This is a genomic window from Thioclava sp. DLFJ4-1, from assembly GCF_002020145.1.
GTDB lineage: Bacteria > Pseudomonadota > Alphaproteobacteria > Rhodobacterales > Rhodobacteraceae > Thioclava > Thioclava sediminum.
On record NZ_MPZT01000001.1, the window covers coordinates 229,080 to 249,134 of the forward strand.

A 20,055-nucleotide genomic window follows, 5' to 3' on the forward strand; every position below is an offset into this window, starting at 1 on the left:
TTACTGTCAGCGTTAACAATTAATCAAGACATCGCAGGAATTCTGGATTGACAGTTTAGGTCGCGTTTGTGAATATTTTCTCACAGTTTGGGCATATGCTCAAAACTCAAGGGAGGAAATCTATGACTTACACGATCCGGGCGCTCATGGGCGCCTGTGCTCTTGGCGCGCTTGCGACTGCCGCAGCGGCCGAGACCACCATCACCGTCGCAACCGTGAACAATGGCGACATGGTCCGCATGCAGGGCCTGATGGACGACTTCTATGCCGAGCATCCCGACATCAAAGTCGAATGGGTCACGCTGGAAGAGAACGTCCTGCGCCAGAAGGTCACCACCGACATCGCCACCAAGGGCGGTCAGTTCGACGTGCTGACCATCGGCACCTACGAGGTTCCGATCTGGGGCAAGCAGGGCTGGCTCGTGCCGCTCGACGGCATGCCCGACAGCTATGACGTGAACGACCTGCTGCCCGCGATCCGCTCGGGCCTGACGGTCGACGGCAAGCTCTATGCCGCGCCCTTCTACGGCGAAAGCTCCTTCGTGATGTATCGCAAGGATCTGATGGAAAAGGCCGGGATGGAAATGCCCGAGAAGCCGACCTGGGCCGACATCGAAAAAGCCGCCAAAGCGATGACCGACAAGGACAATGAAGTCTACGGCATCTGTCTGCGCGGCAAGGCCGGCTGGGGCGAGAACATGGCCTTCCTGAGCGCCATGAACAACTCGATGGGCGGCCAGTGGTTCGACATGGACTGGAAACCGCAATTCGACGGCGAAGCGTGGAAAGAGACCCTGACCACCTATCTCGACCTGATGAACAACTACGGCCCGCCCGGCGCTTCGTCGAACGGCTTCAACGAGAACCTGGCGCTGTTCCAGCAGGGCAAGTGCGGCATGTGGATGGATGCGACCGTTGCAGCCTCCTTCGTGACCAACCCGCAGGACTCGACCGTGGCTGACAAGGTCGGCTTCGCGATGGCTCCGCACAAGGAAGGCATCGACAAGAACGCGAACTGGCTCTGGGCTTGGTCGCTGGCGATCCCGGCTGGTACCCAGAAGGAAGACGCCGCCAAGACCTTCATCGAATGGGCGACCTCGAAGCACTACACCGAGCTCGTGGCGGAGAAAGAAGGCTGGGCGAACGTTCCCCCGGGCACCCGTACTTCGCTCTACGACAACCCGAAGTATCAAGAAGCGGCCCCCTTCGCCGATCTGACCATCAAGTCGATCGACGCGGCTGACCCGCAGCATCCTTCGGTGAACGACGTGCCGTACACCGGCGTCCAGTTCGTCGCGATCCCCGAATTCCAGGCCCTCGGCACCGCTGTCGGCCAGCAGTTCTCGGCGGCTCTCGCAGGGCAAGTCTCGGCCGATCAGGCGCTGCAAAACGCACAAAGCCTGACCGAGCGTGAGATGAAGAAGGCCGGTTACATCAAGTAACCTGCCCCCTCCCTGGCCGGGGCGGTCATATTGGGTCTGACCGCCCCGTGCCTCTTTTTGCAAATCCCGATAACCGGAGCCGGACCGATGTCCACGCAAGCCTCGCGCTCTGCCGCGCGCCTTATGATTTCGCCATCCGTCATCTTGCTGTTTCTTTGGATGGCAGTGCCATTGGGCATGACGATCTGGTTCTCGTTCCAGCGCTACAACCTGTTGATGCCCGGTCAGGGCGGTTTCGTTGGCTGGGACAATTACTATTACTTCCTGACCGATCCCGCCTTCTTCACCGCGTTGATCAACACGCTGGTACTGGTGGGGGGCGTGCTTCTGATCACCGTCTTCGGTGGCATCCTGCTCGCGCTGCTGCTCGATCAGCCGATCTTCGGCCAAGGCATCGTGCGAGTCCTCGTGATTGCGCCCTTCTTCGTCATGCCGACCGTGTCCGCGCTTGTCTGGAAGAACATGCTCTATAATCCGGTGAACGGCATTTTTGCCTATCTCGCCAAGGCGATAGGGCTGCAACCTTACGACTTTCTCGCCCATGCGCCGATGCTCTCGATCACGATTATCGTGGCATGGCAGTGGCTGCCGTTTGCGACGCTGATCCTGCTGACCGCGCTGCAATCGCTCGATTCCGAGCAGCTGGAGGCCGCCGAGATGGACGGTGCCGGTGCGCTGTCGCGGTTCTTCTACATCATGCTGCCGCACCTCGCGCGCGCCGCGACCGTCGTGATCCTCATTCAAACGATCTTCCTGCTGTCCACCTTCGCGGAAATCCTCGTGACCACGAATGGCGGCCCAGGCAACGCGTCCACCACCCTCACCTACCTCGTCTATGTCCAGTCGCTGCTGCAATTCGACGTGGGCGGAGGCGCTGCGGGCGGTGTGGTTGCCGTGATCCTCGCAAATATTGTCGCGATCTTCCTGATGCGGATGATCGGCAAGAACCTGGAGGCGTAATCCAATGGCGCGCAAAATCTCCAACCGCCGCCGCGTGATCATGACCGTGATCGCATGGGCGCTGGCCTTCGTGATCTTCTTCCCGATCCTCTGGACGATCATCCTGTCGTTCAAGACCGAGGGCAACGCGATCAAGGCCCCGTGGGACGTGCTGACCTCGGCCTGGACCTTCGACAGCTACAATGTCGTGCAGGAACGCTCGAACTACTTCCGCCACTTCATGAACTCGGTGGTGATCTCGTTCGGCTCCACCCTGCTGGCGCTGGTCATCGCGATCCCCTCGGCTTGGGCCATGGCCTTCGTGCCGGGCAAGCGCACCAAGGACGTGCTGATGTGGATGCTGTCCACGAAGATGATGCCCGCGGTGGGCGTGCTCGTCCCGATCTACCTGATGTTCCGCGACTGGGGCCTTCTGGATACGCGGACCGGTCTGGTCATCGTGCTCTGCCTGATGAACCTGCCGATCGTGATCTGGATGCTCTTCACCTACTTCAAGGAAATCCCGAAGGACATCCTCGAAGCCGCGCGCATGGACGGGGCGACGCTGGGGGGCGAAATCCTCTACGTGCTCACCCCGATGGCTGTGCCCGGTATCGCCTCGACGCTTCTGCTGAACGTGATCCTCGCTTGGAACGAAGCGTTCTGGACCCTGAACCTGACGGCGGCGAAAGCCGCCCCCCTCACCGCTTTCATTGCCGCCTATTCCAGCCCCGAAGGGCTGTTCTACGCGAAACTCTCTGCCGCCTCGACGCTGGCTATCGCACCGATCCTGATCCTCGGCTGGTTCAGCCAGAAACAGTTGGTACGTGGCCTGACCTTCGGCGCCGTGAAATAAGGAGCTAAACCCATGGGACAAATAACCCTCAAGGGCGTCCGCAAGGCCTTCGGCGATGTCGAGGTCATCCCCCCGCTCGATCTGGAAATCAACGATGGCGAGTTCGTCGTCTTCGTCGGCCCCTCGGGCTGCGGCAAATCCACCCTTCTGCGCCTGATCGCGGGTCTGGAAGATGTCTCCGGCGGTGAGATCGAGATCAACGGTCAACCGTCGGCCGAACTTCCCCCCGCCAAGCGCGGTCTGGCAATGGTGTTCCAGTCCTACGCGCTCTACCCGCATATGTCGGTGCGCAAGAACATCGCCTTCCCGCTGAAGATGGCGAAGCTCGACCCGGCGGCGGCGAAGGAGAAAGTCGACAATGCCGCGCGCATTCTCAACCTGACCGACTATCTCGACCGCCGTCCCGGCCAGCTCTCGGGCGGTCAGCGTCAGCGGGTCGCGATCGGCCGTGCTATCGTGCGTGAACCGGCGGCCTTCCTGTTCGACGAGCCGCTGTCGAACCTCGATGCGGCGCTGCGCGTGAACATGCGTCTCGAAATCTCGGAACTGCACCAGAAGCTCAAGACCACGATGGTCTATGTGACGCACGATCAGGTCGAGGCTATGACCATGGCCGACAAGATCGTCGTGCTGCAGGCTGGCCGCATCGAGCAGGTCGGCTCTCCGCTCGAGCTGTATCGCACCCCGCGCAACAAGTTCGTCGCGGGCTTCATCGGCTCGCCGAAGATGAACTTTATCGAAGGCGACGAGGCCGCGAAATACGGCGCCGACAGCATCGGCATCCGCCCCGAACATATCGAGGTCTCGACCACGGAAGGCGCGTGGAAAGGCACGGTCGGCGTCTCCGAGCATCTGGGATCGGACACCTTCCTGCATGTCGACACCGAGTATGGCCTCATCAACGTGCGCGGCGGCGGCGAGATCGGCCTGCACGCGGGCGACACGGTCTATCTGACGCCTGATCTGAGCCAGCTTCACAAATTCGACGCGCAAGGGCAGGCAATCTGATGCGACTGAAAGGCAAACGCGCCCTGATCACCGGCGCCGCGCGCGGGATCGGCCGCGCCTTCGCGGAGAAATACATCGCGGAAGGGGCCGAGGTCGTGATCGGCGATATCGACATCGCGCGGGCCGAAGACACCGCAGCCGAGATCGGTGCTGTCGCTCTGAAGCTCGACGTGACCGACCCGGCCAGCATCGACGCCGCGATGGAGAAGATGCGCGCCTCGGGCGGGATCGACATCCTGATCAATAACGCAGCGATCTTCACGGCGGCCCCGCTCGTGGAGATCACCCACGAAGACTACGCCCGCGTCTTCAAGATCAATGTCGAAGGCACGCTGTTCATGATGCAGGCGGCGGCGAAAGAGATGATCGCGCAGGCCCGTGGCGGCAAGATCATCAACATGGCGTCTCAGGCCGGGCGGCGTGGCGAGGCTCTGGTGGCGGTCTATTGCGCCTCCAAGGCCGCCGTCATCAGCCTCACCCAATCGGCGGGTCTGAACCTGATCGAACACGGCATCAACGTGAACGCGATCGCGCCCGGCGTGGTCGACGGAGAGCATTGGGACGGCGTCGACGCTTTCTTCGCGAAATACGAGAACAAACCCTTGGGCCAGAAGAAAAAAGAGGTGGGCGAAGCCGTCCCCTTTGGTCGCATGGGCACGGCTGCCGACCTGACCGGCATGGCCGTTTTCCTCGCCTCGGACGAGGCCGAATACATCGTCGCCCAGACCTACAATGTCGACGGCGGAAACTGGATGAGCTGATATGACACTTTCCAACGACACCCTCTCCGAGCTTCCCGCAGACGTTGCGCGCCCCGGTTACGACCGTGCCGCGCTCACCCCCGGCATCGTTCATATCGGCTGCGGCAATTTCCACCGGGCGCATCAGGCAGTCTATCTCGACGATCTGTTCGAGCTTGGCGAAGGCCATGACTGGGCGCTGATGGGCGCGGGCGTGCGCGCGGGCGATGCGAAGATGCGCGAGGCGGTTCTGGCGCAGGACGGTCTGTATAGTGTGATCGAGCTGGACCCGGCGGCAAAATCGGCGCGCGTGATCGGCTCGATGGTTGGTTTCGCCGAGGTCGCCTCGGGCAATGCGCCGCTGATCGCCGCGATGTCGCAACCCACGATCCGGATCGTCTCGCTCACCGTGACCGAGGGCGGCTATTACATCGACCCGAAGACCGGGACGTTCAGCCCCACCCATCCCGACATTCAGGCCGATGCGGCCAACCCCGACGCCCCCGAGACCGCCTTCGGTGCGATCATTGCGGCGCTGAAGGCGCGCCGTGCCTCGGGCGTGCCGCCCTTCACCGTGATGTGCTGCGACAACGTCCCCCATAACGGTCATGTTACGCGCGACGCGGTGTGCGGGCTGGCGGAACTCTCCGATCCGGAATTGAGCGCGTGGATCAAGGCCAATGTCGCCTTCCCGAACTCGATGGTGGATCGGATCACCCCGGCCACCGGCCCGCGCGAGCGCGCATTGGCCCAAAGCTTCGGGATCGAAGACGCCGCCCCCGTCACCTGCGAGCCTTTCCGCCAATGGGTGATGGAAGACAATTTCCCCGCAGGCCGCCCCGCGCTGGAGAAGGTCGGCGTGACCTTCACCGATGCGGTCGACCGGTTCGAAACGATGAAAATCCGGATCCTCAACGGCGGGCACGCGATCATCGCCTATGCTGCCGGGCTGCGCGACATCGAATACGCCCATGAGGCGATGGCCGACGATCAGATCCGCGCCTATCTCGACAAGATCGAGACGACCGAGATCCTGCCCATCGTGCCGCCGGTGCCGGAGACAGATCTGAACGATTACAAGCAGTTGATCCTCGACCGCTTCTCGAACCCGGAAGTGGCCGACACGATCCGCCGCCTGTGCCTCGATGGGTCAAACCGGCAGCCGAAGTTCATCATCACCTCGATCAACGACTGCGTCGCGCAGGGTCGCGATTGCACCGGGCTGATCCTCGAAAGCGCGCTGTGGTGCCGCTATTGCTATGGCACCAGCGAGACCGGGGCGGAGATCGCGCCGAACGATCCGAACTGGGATCACCTCGTCGCGCAGTCGAAGCTGGCGAAGGACCGTCCCGCCGCGTGGCTGGAAATGTCGGAGATTTACGGAGATCTGGCCGAGAATGCCGAGGTCGTGGCGAAATTCACAGCACTTCTGAACGACGTCTGGGCGCGCGGCTCGCACTCGGTGATCGCGGATTATCTGGCGGGTTGAGCACCCGCCCCCTTCCCTCGATGCTCCCCCCTTGCAAAACTCTCGCAAGGATTCGAAATTAAACGGGTGTTCAATTCATCCGGTTGAGGTCGAGCCTTTGCCGAAAGTGAGCTCGGGGAGGAGTTTCATGGATTACGCGCTCAGCGAGGAACAGCAGGCCATTTTCGATATGGCTTACGCCTTCGGGCAAGACGAGATCGCCCCCCATGCCGAGGCGTGGGAAGAGGCTGGCACGATCCCGAAAGAGCTCTGGCCGAAAGTGGCCGAGCTGGGTCTGGGCGGCATCTACGTCTCCGAAGACTACGGCGGATCTGGCCTGTCGCGCCTCGATGCCACGCTCGTCTTCGAGGCGCTGGCGATGTCCTGCCCCGCCGTTGGGTCTTTCCTGTCGATCCACAACATGTGCGGTGGCATGATCGACAAGTTCGGCTCGGACGAGGACAAGACGCGCTGGCTGCCCGATCTGGTCAGCATGAAGAAAGTCTTCTCCTACTGCCTGACCGAGCCGGGCTCGGGCTCGGACGCGGCGGCATTGCGGACCAAGGCCGAGCGTTCGAACGAAGGCTGGGTGCTCAACGGCACCAAGGCGTTCATCTCGGGCGGCGGCTATTCGGATGTCTATGTGACGATGGTCCGCACCGGCGATCCGGGGCCGAAGGGCATCTCCACCGTGGTCGTCGAGGACGGCGCAAAGGGTCTCAGTTTCGGCGGTCTGGAGCGCAAGATGGGCTGGAAAGCCCAGCCGACCGCGCAGGTGCAATTCGACGATTGCCACATTCCGGCGGAGAATCTGCTGGGCGAAGAGGGCAAAGGTTTCAGTTATGCCATGGCAGGCCTCGATGGCGGGCGTCTCAACATCGCGGCCTCGGCTTTGGGCGGCGCGCAGGCCGCGCTGACCAAGACGCTGGCCTATATGGGCGAGCGCAAGGCCTTCGGCAAATCGCTCGACCAGTTCCAGGCGCTGCAATTCCGCCTCGCCGAGATGGAGGTGAAACTGGAATCCGCGCGCACCTTCCTGCGTCACGCGGCGTGGAAGCTCGACAACAAGACCCATGATGCCACGAAGTTCTGCGCCATGGCTAAACTCTATGTGACGGATGCCTCATTCGATGTGGCAAACCAATGCCTGCAATTGCATGGTGGTTACGGCTATCTTGCCGATTACGGGATCGAGAAGCTCGTACGCGACCTGCGCGTGCACCAGATCCTTGAAGGCACGAATGAAATCATGCGGCTGATCGTCAGCCGCGCGATGCTGGCGGAGCGTGGATGACCGAAGAAACGATGATCGCACGAAAAGAAGGTCGCGCCGGACGGCTGACCTTCAATCGACCCAAGGCGCTCAATGCGCTCGATCACGAGATGGCCATGGCGATCGAGGCGGCGCTCGACGCGTGGCGCGACGACCCGGAGGTCGATCTTGTCGTGATCGACGCGGTGGGCGATCGCGCCTTCTGCTCGGGCGGCGACATCGCCGCCGTCTACCGGGCCGGGATCGCGGGCGACTATGCGCCGGGACGCGATTTCTGGCGCGACGAATACCGGATGAACGCCAAGATCGCGGAATATCCCAAACCCATCGTCGCCTTCATGCAGGGCTTTGTCATGGGCGGGGGCGTCGGCGTTGGCGGCCATGCCAGCCACCGAATCGTGGGCGAAAGCACGCAAGTGGCGATGCCCGAAAGCGGCATCGGGCTGATCCCCGACGTGGGCGGCACGCTGTTGCTGGCGCGCGCGCCGGGCCATGTGGGCGAATATCTCGGCCTGACCGGGGCGCGGATGAACGCGACAGACGCGCTGTACGCGGGGTTCGCCGATATGTTCGTGCCCGAGGCCGATTGGGACGATCTGAAGACCCGGCTTATCGAGACCGGCAATATCGACATCCTGCCCCATCCGCGCACCTCGCCCGAACCCGGCAAGCTGGAGGCCCTGCGCCCCGAGATCGACCGCATCTTCTGGGCCGAGAGCCTCAGCGCGATCATCGCCAAGCTCGAGACCTCGGGCAGCGAGTTCGCCGAGAAGACCTACAAGACGGTGCTGCGCAACTCCGCGCTCTCGATGGAAGCGACGCTGCGCCTGATCCGAATGACCCGCGCCGAGAACACCATCCGCGCCGCCCTCACCCATGAGTTCCGCTTTACCTGGCGTGCGGCGGAGCTAGGTGATTTTCTCGAGGGCGTGCGGGCGCAGATCATCGACAAGGATCGCAATCCGCAATGGAAATACGCTCTGGATGCGCTGCCGGAAGAGGCGGTCGCGCAGATGCTGGAGCCGCTCGGCCCCGAATGGGCCATCTGGGAGGAGACACCATGAAAATCGCATTTATCGGGCTTGGAAACATGGGTGGGCCGATGGCGGCCAATCTGGTCGCCGCGGGTCACAAAGTGATCGGCTTCGACCTCACCGCCCCGCCGCCCGAGGGCGTGGGTCAGGCGACGACCGCAGCGGCGGCCGCGCAGGAGGCCGAGGTCGTCATCACCATGCTGCCCAACGGCCAGATCCTGCGCGACGTCGCCAAGGAAGTGATCCCGGCGATGCAGGAAGATGCGGTGTTGTGCGATTGCTCGACCGTCGACGTGGATAGCGCGAAAGCGGTCGCGGCGATGGCGGCGGAGCGGGGCCTCGGCGCGCTCGACGCGCCGGTCTCCGGTGGCGTGGGCGGCGCGACCAACGGCACGCTGACCTTCATGGTGGGCGGCGACGCGAAAAGCTTCGAGATCGTGAAGCCCCTCTTCGACGTGATGGGCCAGAAGGCCGTGCATTGCGGTGAAGCGGGCGCCGGTCAGGCGGCGAAGATCTGCAACAACATGATCCTCGGCGTGACGATGATCGCGACCTGCGAAGCTTTCGCGCTGGCCGACAAGCTGGGCCTCGACCGCGAGAAGATGTTCGACGTGGTCTCGACCTCCTCGGGTCAGAGCTGGTCGATGAACACCTATTGCCCCGCGCCGGGCGTCGGGCCGCAATCGCCTGCCGACAACGACTACAAGCCGGGCTTCGCGGCCGAACTGATGCTCAAGGACCTGCGGCTGAGCCAGCAGGCCGCCGAGAGCGCCGATGCCGACACGCCGATGGGCAAGCTCGCCTCCGCGCTCTACGCGGCTTTCGTCGAAGCCGAAGGCGGCAAGGGGCGCGATTTCTCGGCCATGCTGCCGCGTTTCGAGAAGCGCTCGCGCAGCTGAGCGGGGGCGCGTCACCGCGCCTCCCGCAGTTAATCCTTGCCGCTTGAGCTTGCGTAACAGTATCAAGATCAAAGGAAACTGCGCCACCGAAAGGGCTTTGCATGTTCAAGAACAATGTCGGCGGCATCGACCGCACTCTGCGCATCGTGGTCGGGCTGGCCCTGATCATCGGCTTCTTCGTCACCCCGCCCGGCCCCTATCACTGGCTGTACTGGATCGGGTTGATCCCGCTTGCGACCGGGTTGCTGGGCACCTGCCCGCTTTATTCGATGCTGGGCGTCAATACCTGCCAGAAGTGACCCCTACGACCTAAGCTCGCCCTCGGGCGAGCCGGACCCCGCCGAAGGACCGTGTGTCTTCGGCGGGGTCTTGCTTGTGAGAAGGTATGTTTCGATTCCGCAATGGAACGGCCCGGCAGGTATGGTCATTTATATCCCGAGACGCGCCTGAGGCGCTTATGGAAAGGAGAGGTCACATGAAACGCCTGACCCAGCTTACCCTCGCCGCCGCCCTCGGGGCGAGCCTTCTGCCCGGTGCGGCCCTTGCCGACGGGCATGGCCACGGCAAGTGGAAGAACGACCGCGGCCACGCGGAGCGCAATTACAAGGGCTGCCCGCCGGGGCTGGCCAAGAAGAACAATGGCTGTCGCCCGCCGGGCCTCGCCAAGAAGAGCTATCGCCATGACGACGAGCGCGATGACGCATGGCGAGACGCCGACCACCGCTGGCGTCGCGGCGACCGGATCATTGGTGACTACGTCCTGATCCGCGACCCGAATCGCTACGGGTTAAACGACAATCGGACCTACTGGCGTTCGAACGGATACGTCTATCAGGTCGACCGTCAGACCGGCGAAGTGCTCGCATTGATCGGTCTCGCGCGCTCGATCCTCGGGAACTGACCGCGCAAACGCAGAAACGGCGTTCAAAATGACGTTACGAAAAGTGAAGACCCGCGCGTGTTTGCGCGGGTCTTTCATATTTTCTGAAACCACCATTAGAATTTATTTAAGCATTTTCAGCGCCCTAGCAAAACCACCGGCACACAATCGCACACAAACGCGTGCATAGCGGTAATGCGGAATCTGCAATGGACCTTTTCGCCGCAATGCGGCATTTGGTCCGCCAAGACGAAAGGAAACGCGCATGACTTATCTTCCCCGTATCGCGCTGATCGCGGTGATCGGTGCAGCCCTTACCCCGATGGCAGCTCTCGCAGATGGTCCGATGAGCGCCGCAGGTTCGAAACTCGCTTCGAGCGTCTCGGTCGCAAACCAGGCAAATGCTGAAAAGCCCTCGGTTCGTAACAACCTTCTGTGGCAAGTTGGCCAGCAGATCACCGAGAACCACGTTCGCCTCCGTCAGCCCGACGCATTCGGCCTGAAGGCTGACGCGACCTACTGGCGCTCGTTTGGCTACATCTACGAAGTCAGCCCCGAGAACGGCGAAGTGATCGCCCAGATCGGCAAAGCTTCGGACGTCGTCGGCTTCTGAGCCACAGTCCAGACGGAAAGTTACGAACGGGCGGAACCACTCCGCCCGTTTTTTCTTGTCCTCAAAAGCTTGGAGGACAGAAACATGCGTCGATTCTCAATTTCATTGCCCGATGGCATCTGCGTGGCTAGGCTTTCGTGATGAGGATCGTGACACGCCCGCTCGCCCTGATCGCGCTGTTCTGCGCCCTGCCCGCCCTCGCCTCCGCCGAAGGATCGGCGCAAGGGGTCCAAGTGATGCGTGGCGGCAAGATCGACATGGGCAATGCCACAGCCGAGACCAAGACCGCTGCAAAAGCCGCGCCGGAGTGCAAGACGCTCACGACGGGGGACACGTTCTGCAAGGTCGCCACGACCAACGGAACGGCGCGCTGGGTACTGCAAGGCCAGATGGAGCCCGAGTTCAGCGTCGGCGACGACTTCCCGGTCTATCAGCACTCGATGATCCTGAACCTGCGCCGCTACGACCTGCCGATCGTGACGGGCGCCTGGCGCTACTACAGAGTACGCGGCGTGATCTACAAAGTGGGCGCGGAAGACCACAAGGTCATGGAAGTCATCGGGCGCACCGCGCAGCGCTGAGCCCGCGGTTACGGTCAAAGTCATCGGCGCGGCGGATCACTCCGCCGCGACCTTCACTCCCAGCATCTGCGCGAGGTAATGGCCGGTATGGCTGCGCGGGTTTTCGGCCACCTGCTCGGGGGTACCGACCGCCACGATCTCACCGCCGCCATCGCCGCCCTCGGGACCGATATCGATGATATGGTCGGCGGTCTTGATGACGTCGAGATTGTGCTCGATCACCACGACAGTGTTCCCCTGCTCCACGAGACTGTGGAGCACCTCTAGCAGTTTTCGAACATCTTCGAAGTGCAGACCGGTCGTCGGCTCGTCCAGAATGTACAAAGTGCGACCTGTGGCGCGTTTCGACAGTTCCTTGGACAGCTTCACCCGCTGAGCCTCGCCGCCCGAAAGGGTCGTCGCCTGCTGGCCGACCTTGATATAGCCAAGGCCCACCTCCATCAGCGCGTCCATCTTCTCGCGGATCGAAGGCACCGCCTTGAAGAACTCCTGCGCATCCTCGACCGTCATGTCGAGCACATCCGCGATGGACTTGCCCTTGTACTGGATCTCCAGCGTCTCGCGGTTGTAGCGCTTGCCCTTGCAGGTCTCACATTCGACATAGACGTCGGGCAGGAAGTGCATCTCGATCTTGATCACGCCATCGCCCTGACAGGCCTCGCAGCGCCCGCCCTTCACGTTGAAGGAGAAGCGCCCCGGCTTGTAGCCGCGCGCCTTCGCCTCCGGCAGACCGGCGAACCAGTCGCGGATCGGAGTGAAGGCCCCGGTATAGGTCGCCGGGTTCGAGCGCGGCGTGCGCCCGATCGGGCGCTGGTCGATATCGATGACCTTATCGAGGTGCTCCAGCCCCTTGATCGTGTCGCAGGGCGCGGGCGTCTGACGCGCGCCGTTGAGCCGCATCGAGGCAGTTTTGAACAGCGTCTCGATAGTGAGCGTAGACTTGCCCCCGCCCGAGACGCCGGTGACGCAGACGAACTTGCCCAGCGGGAACTCGGCCGTGACGTTCTTGAGGTTGTTGCCGGTCGCGCCAACCACCTTGAGCTTCTTCTTGTTGCCCTTGCGCCGTTCCGTCGGCACCGCGATCTCGCGCTTGCCGGACAGATATTGCCCCGTCAGCGAGGCCGCATCGGCGGCGATCTCGTCGGGCGTGCCGCGCGCGATGACCTGACCGCCATGGACGCCCGCGCCGGGGCCGATATCGAAGACGTAATCGGCATGGCGGATCGCATCCTCGTCATGCTCGACCACGATCACGGTATTTCCCTGATCGCGCAGGTTTTTCAGCGTTTGCAGCAGCCGGTCATTGTCGCGCTGGTGCAGGCCGATCGAGGGCTCGTCGAGCACATAGAGCACGCCCGTCAGCCCCGAGCCGATCTGCGACGCCAGTCGGATCCGCTGGCTCTCGCCGCCCGAAAGCGTCCCTGCCGCGCGGCTCATCGTCAGATAATCGAGGCCCACGTTCACGAGGAAACCGAGGCGTTCGCGGATTTCCTTGAGGATCGCCGTCGCGATCTCGTTCTTCTGGTTCGACAAGCTGCCCGGCACGGTGGCGACCCAGTCATGGGCCTCCTTGATCGACATCTCGACCACATGCCCCACATGTTTGCCGCCGATCTTCACGGCCAGCGCTTCGGGCCGCAGTCGATAGCCGCCGCAGGCGTGGCAGGGGCGGTTGTTCTGATACCGCTCCATCTCTTCGCGCGACCAGGCGGAGTCGGTCTCGCGGTAGCGGCGCTCCATATTGGGGATGATCCCCTCGAAGGTGCGACTGACCTCATAGACGCGCCCGCCCTCGTCGAAGCGGAACTTGATCTCCTGATCGCCCGAGCCGCGCAGGAACAGCTCCTGCACGTTTTCCGGCAGGTCCTTCCACGGCTTCTTCGGATCGAACCCGTAATGTTTCGACAGCGCCTCGATCGTCTGGGTGTAATAGGGCGATTTCGTCCGCGCCCACGGCGCCAGCGCCCCGCCCTGCACCGAGAGCGTCACATCGGGCACCATCAGGCGCTCGTCGAAGAACAGCTCGACGCCGAGACCGTCACAGACCGGACAGGCCCCGAACGGCGCGTTGAACGAGAACAGGCGCGGCTCGATCTCGGGAATAGTGAAGCCCGAGACCGGACAGGCGAAGTTTTCCGAAAATGTCGTGCGTTCGGGATCGCCCTCGCCTTCGCGCGGGGCGCTCTCGAAGATCGCGATGCCGTCAGCAAGGTCGAGCGCGGTGCGGAAGCTGTCCGCCAGCCGCGTCTCCATCCCCTCGCGCACGACGACACGGTCCACGACCACATCGATGTTGTGGCGGAATTTCTTGTCGAGCGTCGGCGGTTCTTCCAGCTCGTAGAATTCGCCATTGACCTTCACGCGCTGGAAGCCCTGCTTGCGCAGCTCGATGAATTCCTTGCGATATTCGCCTTTGCGGTCGCGCACGATGGGGGCGAGCAGATAGCCGCGCGTGCCCTCCTCCATCTGCATCACGATATCGACCATGTCCTGCACCTGCTGCGCCTCGATCGGCTCACCGGTGGCAGGCGAATAGGGCGTGCCCGCGCGGGCGTAGAGCAGACGCAGGTAGTCGTAGATTTCGGTCACGGTGCCGACGGTGGAGCGCGGGTTCTTCGACGTGGTCTTCTGCTCGATGGAGATCGCGGGCGACAGGCCCGAGATGTGATCGACATCGGGTTTGCCCATCATGTCGAGGAACTGGCGCGCATAGGCGCTCAGACTTTCGACATAGCGGCGCTGCCCTTCGGCATAGATCGTATCGAACGCCAGCGAGGATTTCCCGGAGCCCGAAAGCCCCGTGATCACCACGAACTGGTCGCGCGGAATATCGACATCCACGCCCTTGAGATTGTGCTCGCGCGCGCCGCGCACTTCGATGAACTTCAGTTCAGCCATCCACGCCCCCTTTATCACCAGCCCTAGATAGGTGTTTCCGCGCGAGTCTCCAATCCAAATCTGCGAACGAAATGTGAACTTTCTGCACTGCGCGCATGCGGGCCGCAATCCGCGCGCCGCCCGCCCGCCTCGCAGCACGATCAAAATCGTGGCAGATCGGCCTTAAATTCCATTTCTTGAATGTATTTTCCCTCCGTTCCGCGCTAATACTCTTGAAAGCCTCCCGGCATTTGCCACATGAGGCGGGAAACGGATCTTTCGGGTCCAGCGAACGCAAGAGGTATTGAGATGCTGAACTTCCTTCGTCCGTCCGGCGGTGGCCGCGTGGAGAAAATCTCGGCGAAAGACGCCGTGGCCAAGGCGAAAGCCGGCGAACTGACCGTCGTCGACGTGCGCGAGGGCATGGAAGTCAAAAGCTCGGGCAAGGCCAAGGGCGCGCTGCATATCCCGCTCGCGACGATCCGCATGAAGGCCGATCCGTCGAGCCCCGAGAAACATCCCAAGCTGGACACGTCGAAGCCGGTCGCTCTGTATTGCGCCTCGGGCGCGCGCTCGGCCGGTGCGGCGCAGATGCTCGCCCAGCTTGGCTACGAGCATGTCTACAACATCGGCGGTCTGGGCGACTGGCACGCAGGCGGCGGCGAGATCGAACGCTGATCGCGCGCTGCATCGCATGATTTTGAAGGGGTCCCGCCGGGGCCCCTTTTGTTTTGCGCGCCCCGCGGAATTGCGCGGGCGCGGCGCGTGCCTATATCGAGACCGAGTGTTTTCGCGTGGAGATGATCACGATGGGATATGCCAAGACTGCGATGCTGATGGCAGCGATGACGGCGCTGTTCATGGGGTTGGGCTACCTGATGGGGGGCGCGACCGGCATGGTGATCGCGCTGATCTTCGCCGCCGGGATGAATGTCTATTCGTGGTGGAATTCGGACAAGATGGTGCTGCGGATGCATAACGCGCATCTGGTGGCGCCGGGCGACCGCGCGGGTCTGAACGCGCTGGTGGGCCAGCTGGCGAAGAATGCCGATCTGCCGATGCCCGCCGTCTACCTGATCGACACCCCGCAGCCCAACGCGTTCGCCACCGGCCGCAACCCCGAGAATGCCGCCGTGGCGGTGACCGCCGGGCTGATGCAGAGCCTGTCGCGCGAGGAGCTGTCCGGCGTGATCGCCCACGAGCTGGCCCATATCAAGCACCGCGACACCGCGATCATGACGGTGACGGCAAGCTTTGCCGGTGCGATCTCGATGCTGGCGAATTTCGCGCTGTTCTTCGGCGGCTCGCGCGAGCGGATGGGGATCATGGGGACGCTGGCGATGATGTTCCTCGCCCCGATGGCGGCAGCGCTGGTGCAGATGGCAATCTCGCGCACCCGCGAATATGCGGCCGACAAGGAAGGTGCTGCGATCTGCGGCAATCCGCTCTGGCTGGCGTCGGCGCTGCAGCGGATCGAGGCGGGCGCGCGCCGGGTCGAGAATGTCGCCGCCGAGCGCAATCCCGCGACCGCGCATATGTTCATCATCAACCCGCTGAGCGGGCATGGCGCGGATAACCTGTTTGCCACCCACCCCTCGACCGAGAACCGCGTGGCCGCGCTGCGGCAGATGGCGGGCGGCGGTGGTGCGCGGCGGGAACGTGCGGCCCCTGCCCCCGAGGCGGGCGTTTGGAGCGGCGCGCGGTCGATGCCGAAAGTGCGGCGGAAGGGAAAAGACGGGCCTTGGTCATGACCAGCACGGGGCGACCAGCCCCGGGCCGCGCCCGACCCTCCCCCCGGGAGGGCGCATTGACGATGTCAGCGCAGGCACATCCGACTTGCGGGCTTGCGGGATAAACCGCCCGGCCACAGGCGACGCGCAGCGCCCACCCGAGGCTCGGGCGCGCCCCTTACCGCGCAACGAAAAAGGCCGGGGTCACCCCCGGCCTTTCGCATTCCTCGGCACATCCGATCAGAAGTGGATCGCGCGCCCGTAAGCGTCGAGCACCGACTCGTGCATCATCTCCGACAGGGTCGGGTGCGGGAAGACGGTGTTCATCAGGTCTTCCTCGGTGGTCTCGAGCTGACGCCCCACGACATAGCCCTGGATCAGCTCGGTCACTTCCGCGCCGACCATATGCGCGCCCAGCAATTCGCCGGTCTTCGCGTCGAACACGGTCTTCACCAGACCTTCGCTCTCGCCCAAGGCAATTGCCTTGCCGTTGCCGATGAAGGGGAAGCGGCCGACCTTGATGTCGTAGCCCGCCTTTTTCGCCTTTGCTTCGGTCATGCCGACCGAGGCGACCTGCGGCTGGCAATAGGTGCAGCCCGCGATCGAGCCCGGCTTGACCGGATGGGCGTGCTTGCCCGCGATCAGCTCGGCGACCATCACGCCCTCATGGCTCGCCTTGTGCGCCAGCCACGGTGCGCCCGCGATATCGCCGATGGCATAGAGCCCGTCGACGCCGGTGCGGCAGTATTCATCGGTCACGACATGAGTGCGGTCGACTTTAACGCCCGCCTCTTCAAGGCCCAGATCCTCGACATTGCCGACGATGCCGACCGCAGAGATCACGGTGTCGACTTCCAGCGTCTCGGTCTTGCCGCCCTTATCGAGCGTCGCGATGACCTTGTCAGCCTTGCGGTCGAGCTTGGTCACCGTGGTCTTCTCGCGGATCGTCATGCCCTGCTTCTCGAACTGCTTCTTGGCGAATTTCGAGATTTCCTCGTCTTCGACAGGCAGCACACGATCCATCACCTCGACGACCGTCGTCTCGGCGCCCAGCGTGTTGAAGAAGCTGGCGAATTCGATGCCGATCGCGCCGGAGCCGATGACCAGCAGCTTCTTCGGCTCATGCGGCGGGTTGAGCGCATGCTTGTAGGACCAGACGCGCTTGCCGTCGGCCTCGAGCCCCGGCAGGTTGCGCGCCCGCGCGCCGGTGGCCAGCACGATATTCTTGGCGGTCAGTTCCTCGCTACCCTTGTCGGTTTTCACCGAAACCTTGCCCTTGCCGGCAAGCTTCGCCGCGCCCATCACGACATCGACCTTGTTCTTCTTCAGCAGATGGCCGACGCCGGAAGCGAGCTGCTTTGCCACCCCGCGCGAGCGCTTCACCACCGCGTCGAGGTCATAGCCGAACTTCTCGGCGCTGAGACCGAAATCCTTCGCGCGCTCCATCAGGTGGAACACCTCGGCCGAGCGCAAGAGCGCTTTCGTGGGGATACAGCCCCAGTTCAGGCAGATGCCGCCCAGATGCTCGCGCTCCACGATCGCGACCTTAAGGCCCAACTGTGCGCCCCGGATGGCGCTGACATAGCCCCCCGGCCCTGCCCCGATCACAATCATGTCGTAGCTTTTCGATGCCATGTCTTCCCTCCGGTCAGAAACTGGTTTGGCATTAAACTATTTTACGGACAGCTTCAACTCATCCGCATCCGCAAGCGCTTTGCGGTAGCCGCCCTGTTCCATAAATGCCTGTTCCTCGGGCGTCGTTTCGCGATCTAGCGCGGAATTGCGCCAAGGGAAGCGCCCGAACCGTTCGATCACTGAACGATGCGCGCGCGCATGGCGCAGGTTGTCTTCCGAGCGCCATCGCTCGGCGAATAGCGACACGGCGCGATCCTGATCGGATAGCTCCTCGGAATGCATGAAAGGCAGGTAGAAGAATTGCTGCAGCGGCGGGCCGATCTTCAGGTCGAACCCTTCGGCGATCGCGCGATCGGCATGGCGGCGCGCCATCGGGTCGGTCTGGAAGGCGCGCGGGTCTTCGCGGAACATGTTGCGCGGGAACTGGTCGAGCAGCAGCAAAAGCGCCAGCGCGCCCTCCGCGTTACGCTCCCATTCGCTCAGCGCACCTTGCGCGCCCACCTGCCAGAGCGGCGCATAGCGACGCCGGATCGCGGCGTCGATCTGCTCGCTCGACTGATACCAGTATTTCTCGCCGACCTCGATACGCCAGAAGCGTATAATCTCGTTGATGCGATCCATGGTGACGGCCCTCCCCTGCCGTGCCTGCCCCGCCTGATCTTCAGATCATGGTAGGGCAAGCGCAGGGGCAGGCAAAGGGGGCTTGCGTCAGCCGGTGGTCTCGGTGCGCTTGTCGGCCTCGGACGGCTCTTCCGCCTCGGCCTCGGCTTCCGCTTCGGCTTCCGCTTCTTCCTGAGCGACTTCGAGACGGGCCTCGACCGCGACCGCCGTCGCCGTCGGCGAGAGCAGCGTGTAGGAGCCGGTCTCGTCCGCCGAAGGCGCTTCGCGGCGCGTCATCCGCCACGCGGCATAGCCCGCGATCCCGGCACAGAGCACCCCGATATAGAGGAAGAAGCCGCCCGGTCCCATGACGCTCATGAGCCAACCGGTCACCAGCGGCCCCGCCACCGCACCAAGCCCGTTGATGAACATCAGCCCCGCCGAAGCGGACGCCATATCGGAATAATCGAGATAGTCGTTCGTGTAGGCGATCAGCAGCGAATAGAGCGGGTTGGCCACACCGCCGATCAGCGCAGCCCCGATCAGCAGCACCCAGAAGGGCGGGTTCGTCGCGAAGATCGCGAAGGTCACTACCGCACCTACAAGCGCCGCGCCCATGATCACGCGGCGCCGGTCCATCCGATCCGAAGCCCAGCCAATCGGATATTGCAGGAAGAGGCCGCCCACATAGATCGCCGCCACGAAGGCCGAAATCTGCTTCACGTTGAGCCCTTCGGCGGTGCCCCAGACTGAAGCCATGCCGAACATCGCCGAGATGATGCCGCCCAGCAGGAAAATCCCCACCATGCCCAGCGGTGAGGCCTCCCAGAGCCGCCTGAAGGTCATTCGCTGGATCGTCTCGAAGCTGGGTGCGGGCGAGGCCGCGAGCAGGATCGGCGTGAAGGACAGCGACACCAGCACCGAGGGGATCACGAAGAGGAGATAGCCCGCCGGATCACCCACGTTCAGCAGCGCCTGCGCCGTGACGATGCCGAACATCTGCATGATCATGTAGAGCGACAGCGCCTGCCCGCGCGTCTCGTTGGTCGAGCCCGCGTTCAGCCAGCTTTCCGCCGTGATATACACGCCCGAGAAAGAGAAGCCGATCAGCACGCGCAGCGCCACCCAGGAGGGCCAGTTCGGGAAGGCGGCATAAAGGACGAGGATCGCCGAGATCAGCGAACCGAGCGCCGCGAAGACCCGCACGTGACCGACGCGCGCGATCATCTCCGGCACCATGCGCGACCCGAACAGGAAGCCCGCGAAATAGGCCGACATGACGAGCGACATGTAGAAAGTGTCGATACCCTCGATCTTGCCGCGGATACCAAGCAGCGTGCCCTGCATCCCGTTGCCGACCATCAAGAGCATGATGCCCAGCAATAGCGGCCATGTCTGGCGCAGCACTAACAACATGTCTTGGACTCCCGGGGACTGATTTGGATTGCGTCGTGTCGCGGCATCTAGTCCGCGGCGAAGA

At 63.1% G+C, this 20,055-nt stretch carries 19 protein-coding genes; 15 read left to right on the forward strand and 4 right to left on the reverse strand.

Annotated features, from left to right (window positions below; translation table 11 throughout):
* Positions 1–122 precede the first annotated feature (122 nt).
* From BMI85_RS01080 to BMI85_RS01140, 13 genes are all read left to right on the forward strand, one after another.
* Positions 123–1,442 carry a sugar ABC transporter substrate-binding protein gene (locus tag BMI85_RS01080; RefSeq protein WP_078599218.1) on the forward strand — a complete coding sequence of 440 codons (1,320 nt, stop codon included), beginning with the start codon at positions 123–125 and terminating at the stop codon, positions 1,440–1,442.
* An 87-nt stretch (positions 1,443–1,529) separates the two neighbouring features.
* Complete coding sequence (locus BMI85_RS01085) at positions 1,530–2,402, forward strand: sugar ABC transporter permease (RefSeq protein ID WP_078546814.1); 873 nt, start codon at positions 1,530–1,532, stop codon at positions 2,400–2,402.
* 4 nt (positions 2,403–2,406) lie between these two features.
* Positions 2,407–3,237 (forward strand): carbohydrate ABC transporter permease, encoded by an 831-nt coding sequence (locus BMI85_RS01090; protein ID WP_078546811.1) that lies wholly within the window; start codon positions 2,407–2,409, stop codon positions 3,235–3,237.
* Between the two features lie 12 nt (positions 3,238–3,249).
* Complete coding sequence (locus BMI85_RS01095) at positions 3,250–4,245, forward strand: ABC transporter ATP-binding protein (protein ID WP_078546809.1); 996 nt, start codon at positions 3,250–3,252, stop codon at positions 4,243–4,245.
* On the forward strand, positions 4,242–5,006 hold the full coding sequence (locus BMI85_RS01100; RefSeq protein ID WP_078519300.1) for an L-iditol 2-dehydrogenase: 765 nt from the start codon (positions 4,242–4,244) through the stop codon (positions 5,004–5,006). The genes BMI85_RS01095 and BMI85_RS01100 overlap by 4 nt, the downstream gene beginning before the upstream one ends.
* A gap of 1 nt (position 5,007) precedes the next feature.
* Positions 5,008–6,474: a mannitol dehydrogenase family protein gene (locus BMI85_RS01105; RefSeq protein ID WP_078599219.1), complete on the forward strand. Its 1,467-nt coding sequence runs from the start codon at positions 5,008–5,010 to the stop codon at positions 6,472–6,474.
* Positions 6,475–6,601: 127 nt separating this feature from the next.
* On the forward strand, positions 6,602–7,747 hold the full coding sequence (locus BMI85_RS01110) for an acyl-CoA dehydrogenase family protein (protein ID WP_078599220.1): 1,146 nt from the start codon (positions 6,602–6,604) through the stop codon (positions 7,745–7,747).
* Positions 7,744–8,790: an enoyl-CoA hydratase/isomerase family protein gene (locus tag BMI85_RS01115; RefSeq protein ID WP_078599221.1), complete on the forward strand. Its 1,047-nt coding sequence runs from the start codon at positions 7,744–7,746 to the stop codon at positions 8,788–8,790. Before BMI85_RS01110 ends, BMI85_RS01115 begins: the two co-directional genes overlap by 4 nt.
* Positions 8,787–9,659, forward strand: coding sequence for a 3-hydroxyisobutyrate dehydrogenase (mmsB, locus tag BMI85_RS01120; RefSeq protein WP_078599222.1), 873 nt, complete (start codon positions 8,787–8,789; stop codon positions 9,657–9,659). The genes BMI85_RS01115 and mmsB overlap by 4 nt, the downstream gene beginning before the upstream one ends.
* Positions 9,660–9,760: 101 nt before the next feature.
* Positions 9,761–9,958 (forward strand): DUF2892 domain-containing protein, encoded by a 198-nt coding sequence (locus tag BMI85_RS01125; protein WP_078599223.1) that lies wholly within the window; start codon positions 9,761–9,763, stop codon positions 9,956–9,958.
* Between the two features lie 176 nt (positions 9,959–10,134).
* Positions 10,135–10,560: a hypothetical protein gene (locus tag BMI85_RS01130; RefSeq protein WP_078519306.1), complete on the forward strand. Its 426-nt coding sequence runs from the start codon at positions 10,135–10,137 to the stop codon at positions 10,558–10,560.
* 244 nt (positions 10,561–10,804) lie between these two features.
* Entirely contained in the window at positions 10,805–11,152 is a 348-nt protein-coding gene (locus BMI85_RS01135; RefSeq protein WP_078539422.1) for a hypothetical protein, read from the forward strand.
* Positions 11,153–11,292: 140 nt separating this feature from the next.
* Positions 11,293–11,733: a hypothetical protein gene (locus BMI85_RS01140; RefSeq protein ID WP_078519308.1), complete on the forward strand. Its 441-nt coding sequence runs from the start codon at positions 11,293–11,295 to the stop codon at positions 11,731–11,733.
* Positions 11,734–11,769: 36 nt separating this feature from the next.
* Here BMI85_RS01140 and uvrA read toward each other — a convergent pair whose 3' ends face one another.
* The gene (gene uvrA / locus BMI85_RS01145; protein WP_078599224.1) at positions 11,770–14,631 is read right to left on the reverse strand and encodes an excinuclease ABC subunit UvrA; all 2,862 of its coding nucleotides are present in this window, start codon (positions 14,629–14,631) and stop codon (positions 11,770–11,772) included.
* Between the two features lie 288 nt (positions 14,632–14,919).
* Between uvrA and BMI85_RS01150 the strand changes: the two genes are divergently transcribed.
* Positions 14,920–15,288, forward strand: a complete 369-nt coding sequence (locus BMI85_RS01150; RefSeq protein ID WP_078546795.1) for a rhodanese-like domain-containing protein — start codon at positions 14,920–14,922, stop codon at positions 15,286–15,288.
* A 131-nt stretch (positions 15,289–15,419) separates the two neighbouring features.
* Positions 15,420–16,361: a zinc metalloprotease HtpX gene (gene htpX, locus BMI85_RS01155; RefSeq protein WP_078599846.1), complete on the forward strand. Its 942-nt coding sequence runs from the start codon at positions 15,420–15,422 to the stop codon at positions 16,359–16,361.
* 219 nt (positions 16,362–16,580) lie between these two features.
* On the opposite strand, the gene lpdA is transcribed toward htpX, so the two are convergent.
* From lpdA to BMI85_RS01170, 3 genes are all read right to left on the reverse strand, one after another.
* Positions 16,581–17,975 (reverse strand): dihydrolipoyl dehydrogenase, encoded by a 1,395-nt coding sequence (gene lpdA / locus BMI85_RS01160; protein ID WP_078599225.1) that lies wholly within the window; start codon positions 17,973–17,975, stop codon positions 16,581–16,583.
* A 36-nt stretch (positions 17,976–18,011) separates the two neighbouring features.
* Complete coding sequence (locus tag BMI85_RS01165) at positions 18,012–18,596, reverse strand: DUF924 family protein (protein WP_078546791.1); 585 nt, start codon at positions 18,594–18,596, stop codon at positions 18,012–18,014.
* Between the two features lie 87 nt (positions 18,597–18,683).
* Positions 18,684–19,991, reverse strand: a complete 1,308-nt coding sequence (locus tag BMI85_RS01170) for an MFS transporter (RefSeq protein ID WP_078599226.1) — start codon at positions 19,989–19,991, stop codon at positions 18,684–18,686.
* Positions 19,992–20,055: the final 64 nt, after the last annotated feature.

Coding starts and splice junctions, on each gene's coding strand:
- BMI85_RS01170 (WP_078599226.1), bottom strand. CDS start 19,991: ATGTTGTTAGTGCTGCGCCAGACATGGCCGCTATTGCTGGGCATCATG.
- BMI85_RS01125 (WP_078599223.1), top strand. CDS start 9,761: ATGTTCAAGAACAATGTCGGCGGCATCGACCGCACTCTGCGCATCGTG.
- htpX (WP_078599846.1), top strand. CDS start 15,420: ATGGGATATGCCAAGACTGCGATGCTGATGGCAGCGATGACGGCGCTG.
- BMI85_RS01150 (WP_078546795.1), top strand. CDS start 14,920: ATGCTGAACTTCCTTCGTCCGTCCGGCGGTGGCCGCGTGGAGAAAATC.
- BMI85_RS01135 (WP_078539422.1), top strand. CDS start 10,805: ATGACTTATCTTCCCCGTATCGCGCTGATCGCGGTGATCGGTGCAGCC.
- BMI85_RS01165 (WP_078546791.1), bottom strand. CDS start 18,596: ATGGATCGCATCAACGAGATTATACGCTTCTGGCGTATCGAGGTCGGC.
- uvrA (WP_078599224.1), bottom strand. CDS start 14,631: ATGGCTGAACTGAAGTTCATCGAAGTGCGCGGCGCGCGCGAGCACAAT.
- lpdA (WP_078599225.1), bottom strand. CDS start 17,975: ATGGCATCGAAAAGCTACGACATGATTGTGATCGGGGCAGGGCCGGGG.
- BMI85_RS01085 (WP_078546814.1), top strand. CDS start 1,530: ATGTCCACGCAAGCCTCGCGCTCTGCCGCGCGCCTTATGATTTCGCCA.
- BMI85_RS01140 (WP_078519308.1), top strand. CDS start 11,293: ATGAGGATCGTGACACGCCCGCTCGCCCTGATCGCGCTGTTCTGCGCC.
- BMI85_RS01080 (WP_078599218.1), top strand. CDS start 123: ATGACTTACACGATCCGGGCGCTCATGGGCGCCTGTGCTCTTGGCGCG.
- BMI85_RS01115 (WP_078599221.1), top strand. CDS start 7,744: ATGACCGAAGAAACGATGATCGCACGAAAAGAAGGTCGCGCCGGACGG.
- mmsB (WP_078599222.1), top strand. CDS start 8,787: ATGAAAATCGCATTTATCGGGCTTGGAAACATGGGTGGGCCGATGGCG.
- BMI85_RS01090 (WP_078546811.1), top strand. CDS start 2,407: ATGGCGCGCAAAATCTCCAACCGCCGCCGCGTGATCATGACCGTGATC.
- BMI85_RS01095 (WP_078546809.1), top strand. CDS start 3,250: ATGGGACAAATAACCCTCAAGGGCGTCCGCAAGGCCTTCGGCGATGTC.
- BMI85_RS01105 (WP_078599219.1), top strand. CDS start 5,008: ATGACACTTTCCAACGACACCCTCTCCGAGCTTCCCGCAGACGTTGCG.
- BMI85_RS01110 (WP_078599220.1), top strand. CDS start 6,602: ATGGATTACGCGCTCAGCGAGGAACAGCAGGCCATTTTCGATATGGCT.
- BMI85_RS01130 (WP_078519306.1), top strand. CDS start 10,135: ATGAAACGCCTGACCCAGCTTACCCTCGCCGCCGCCCTCGGGGCGAGC.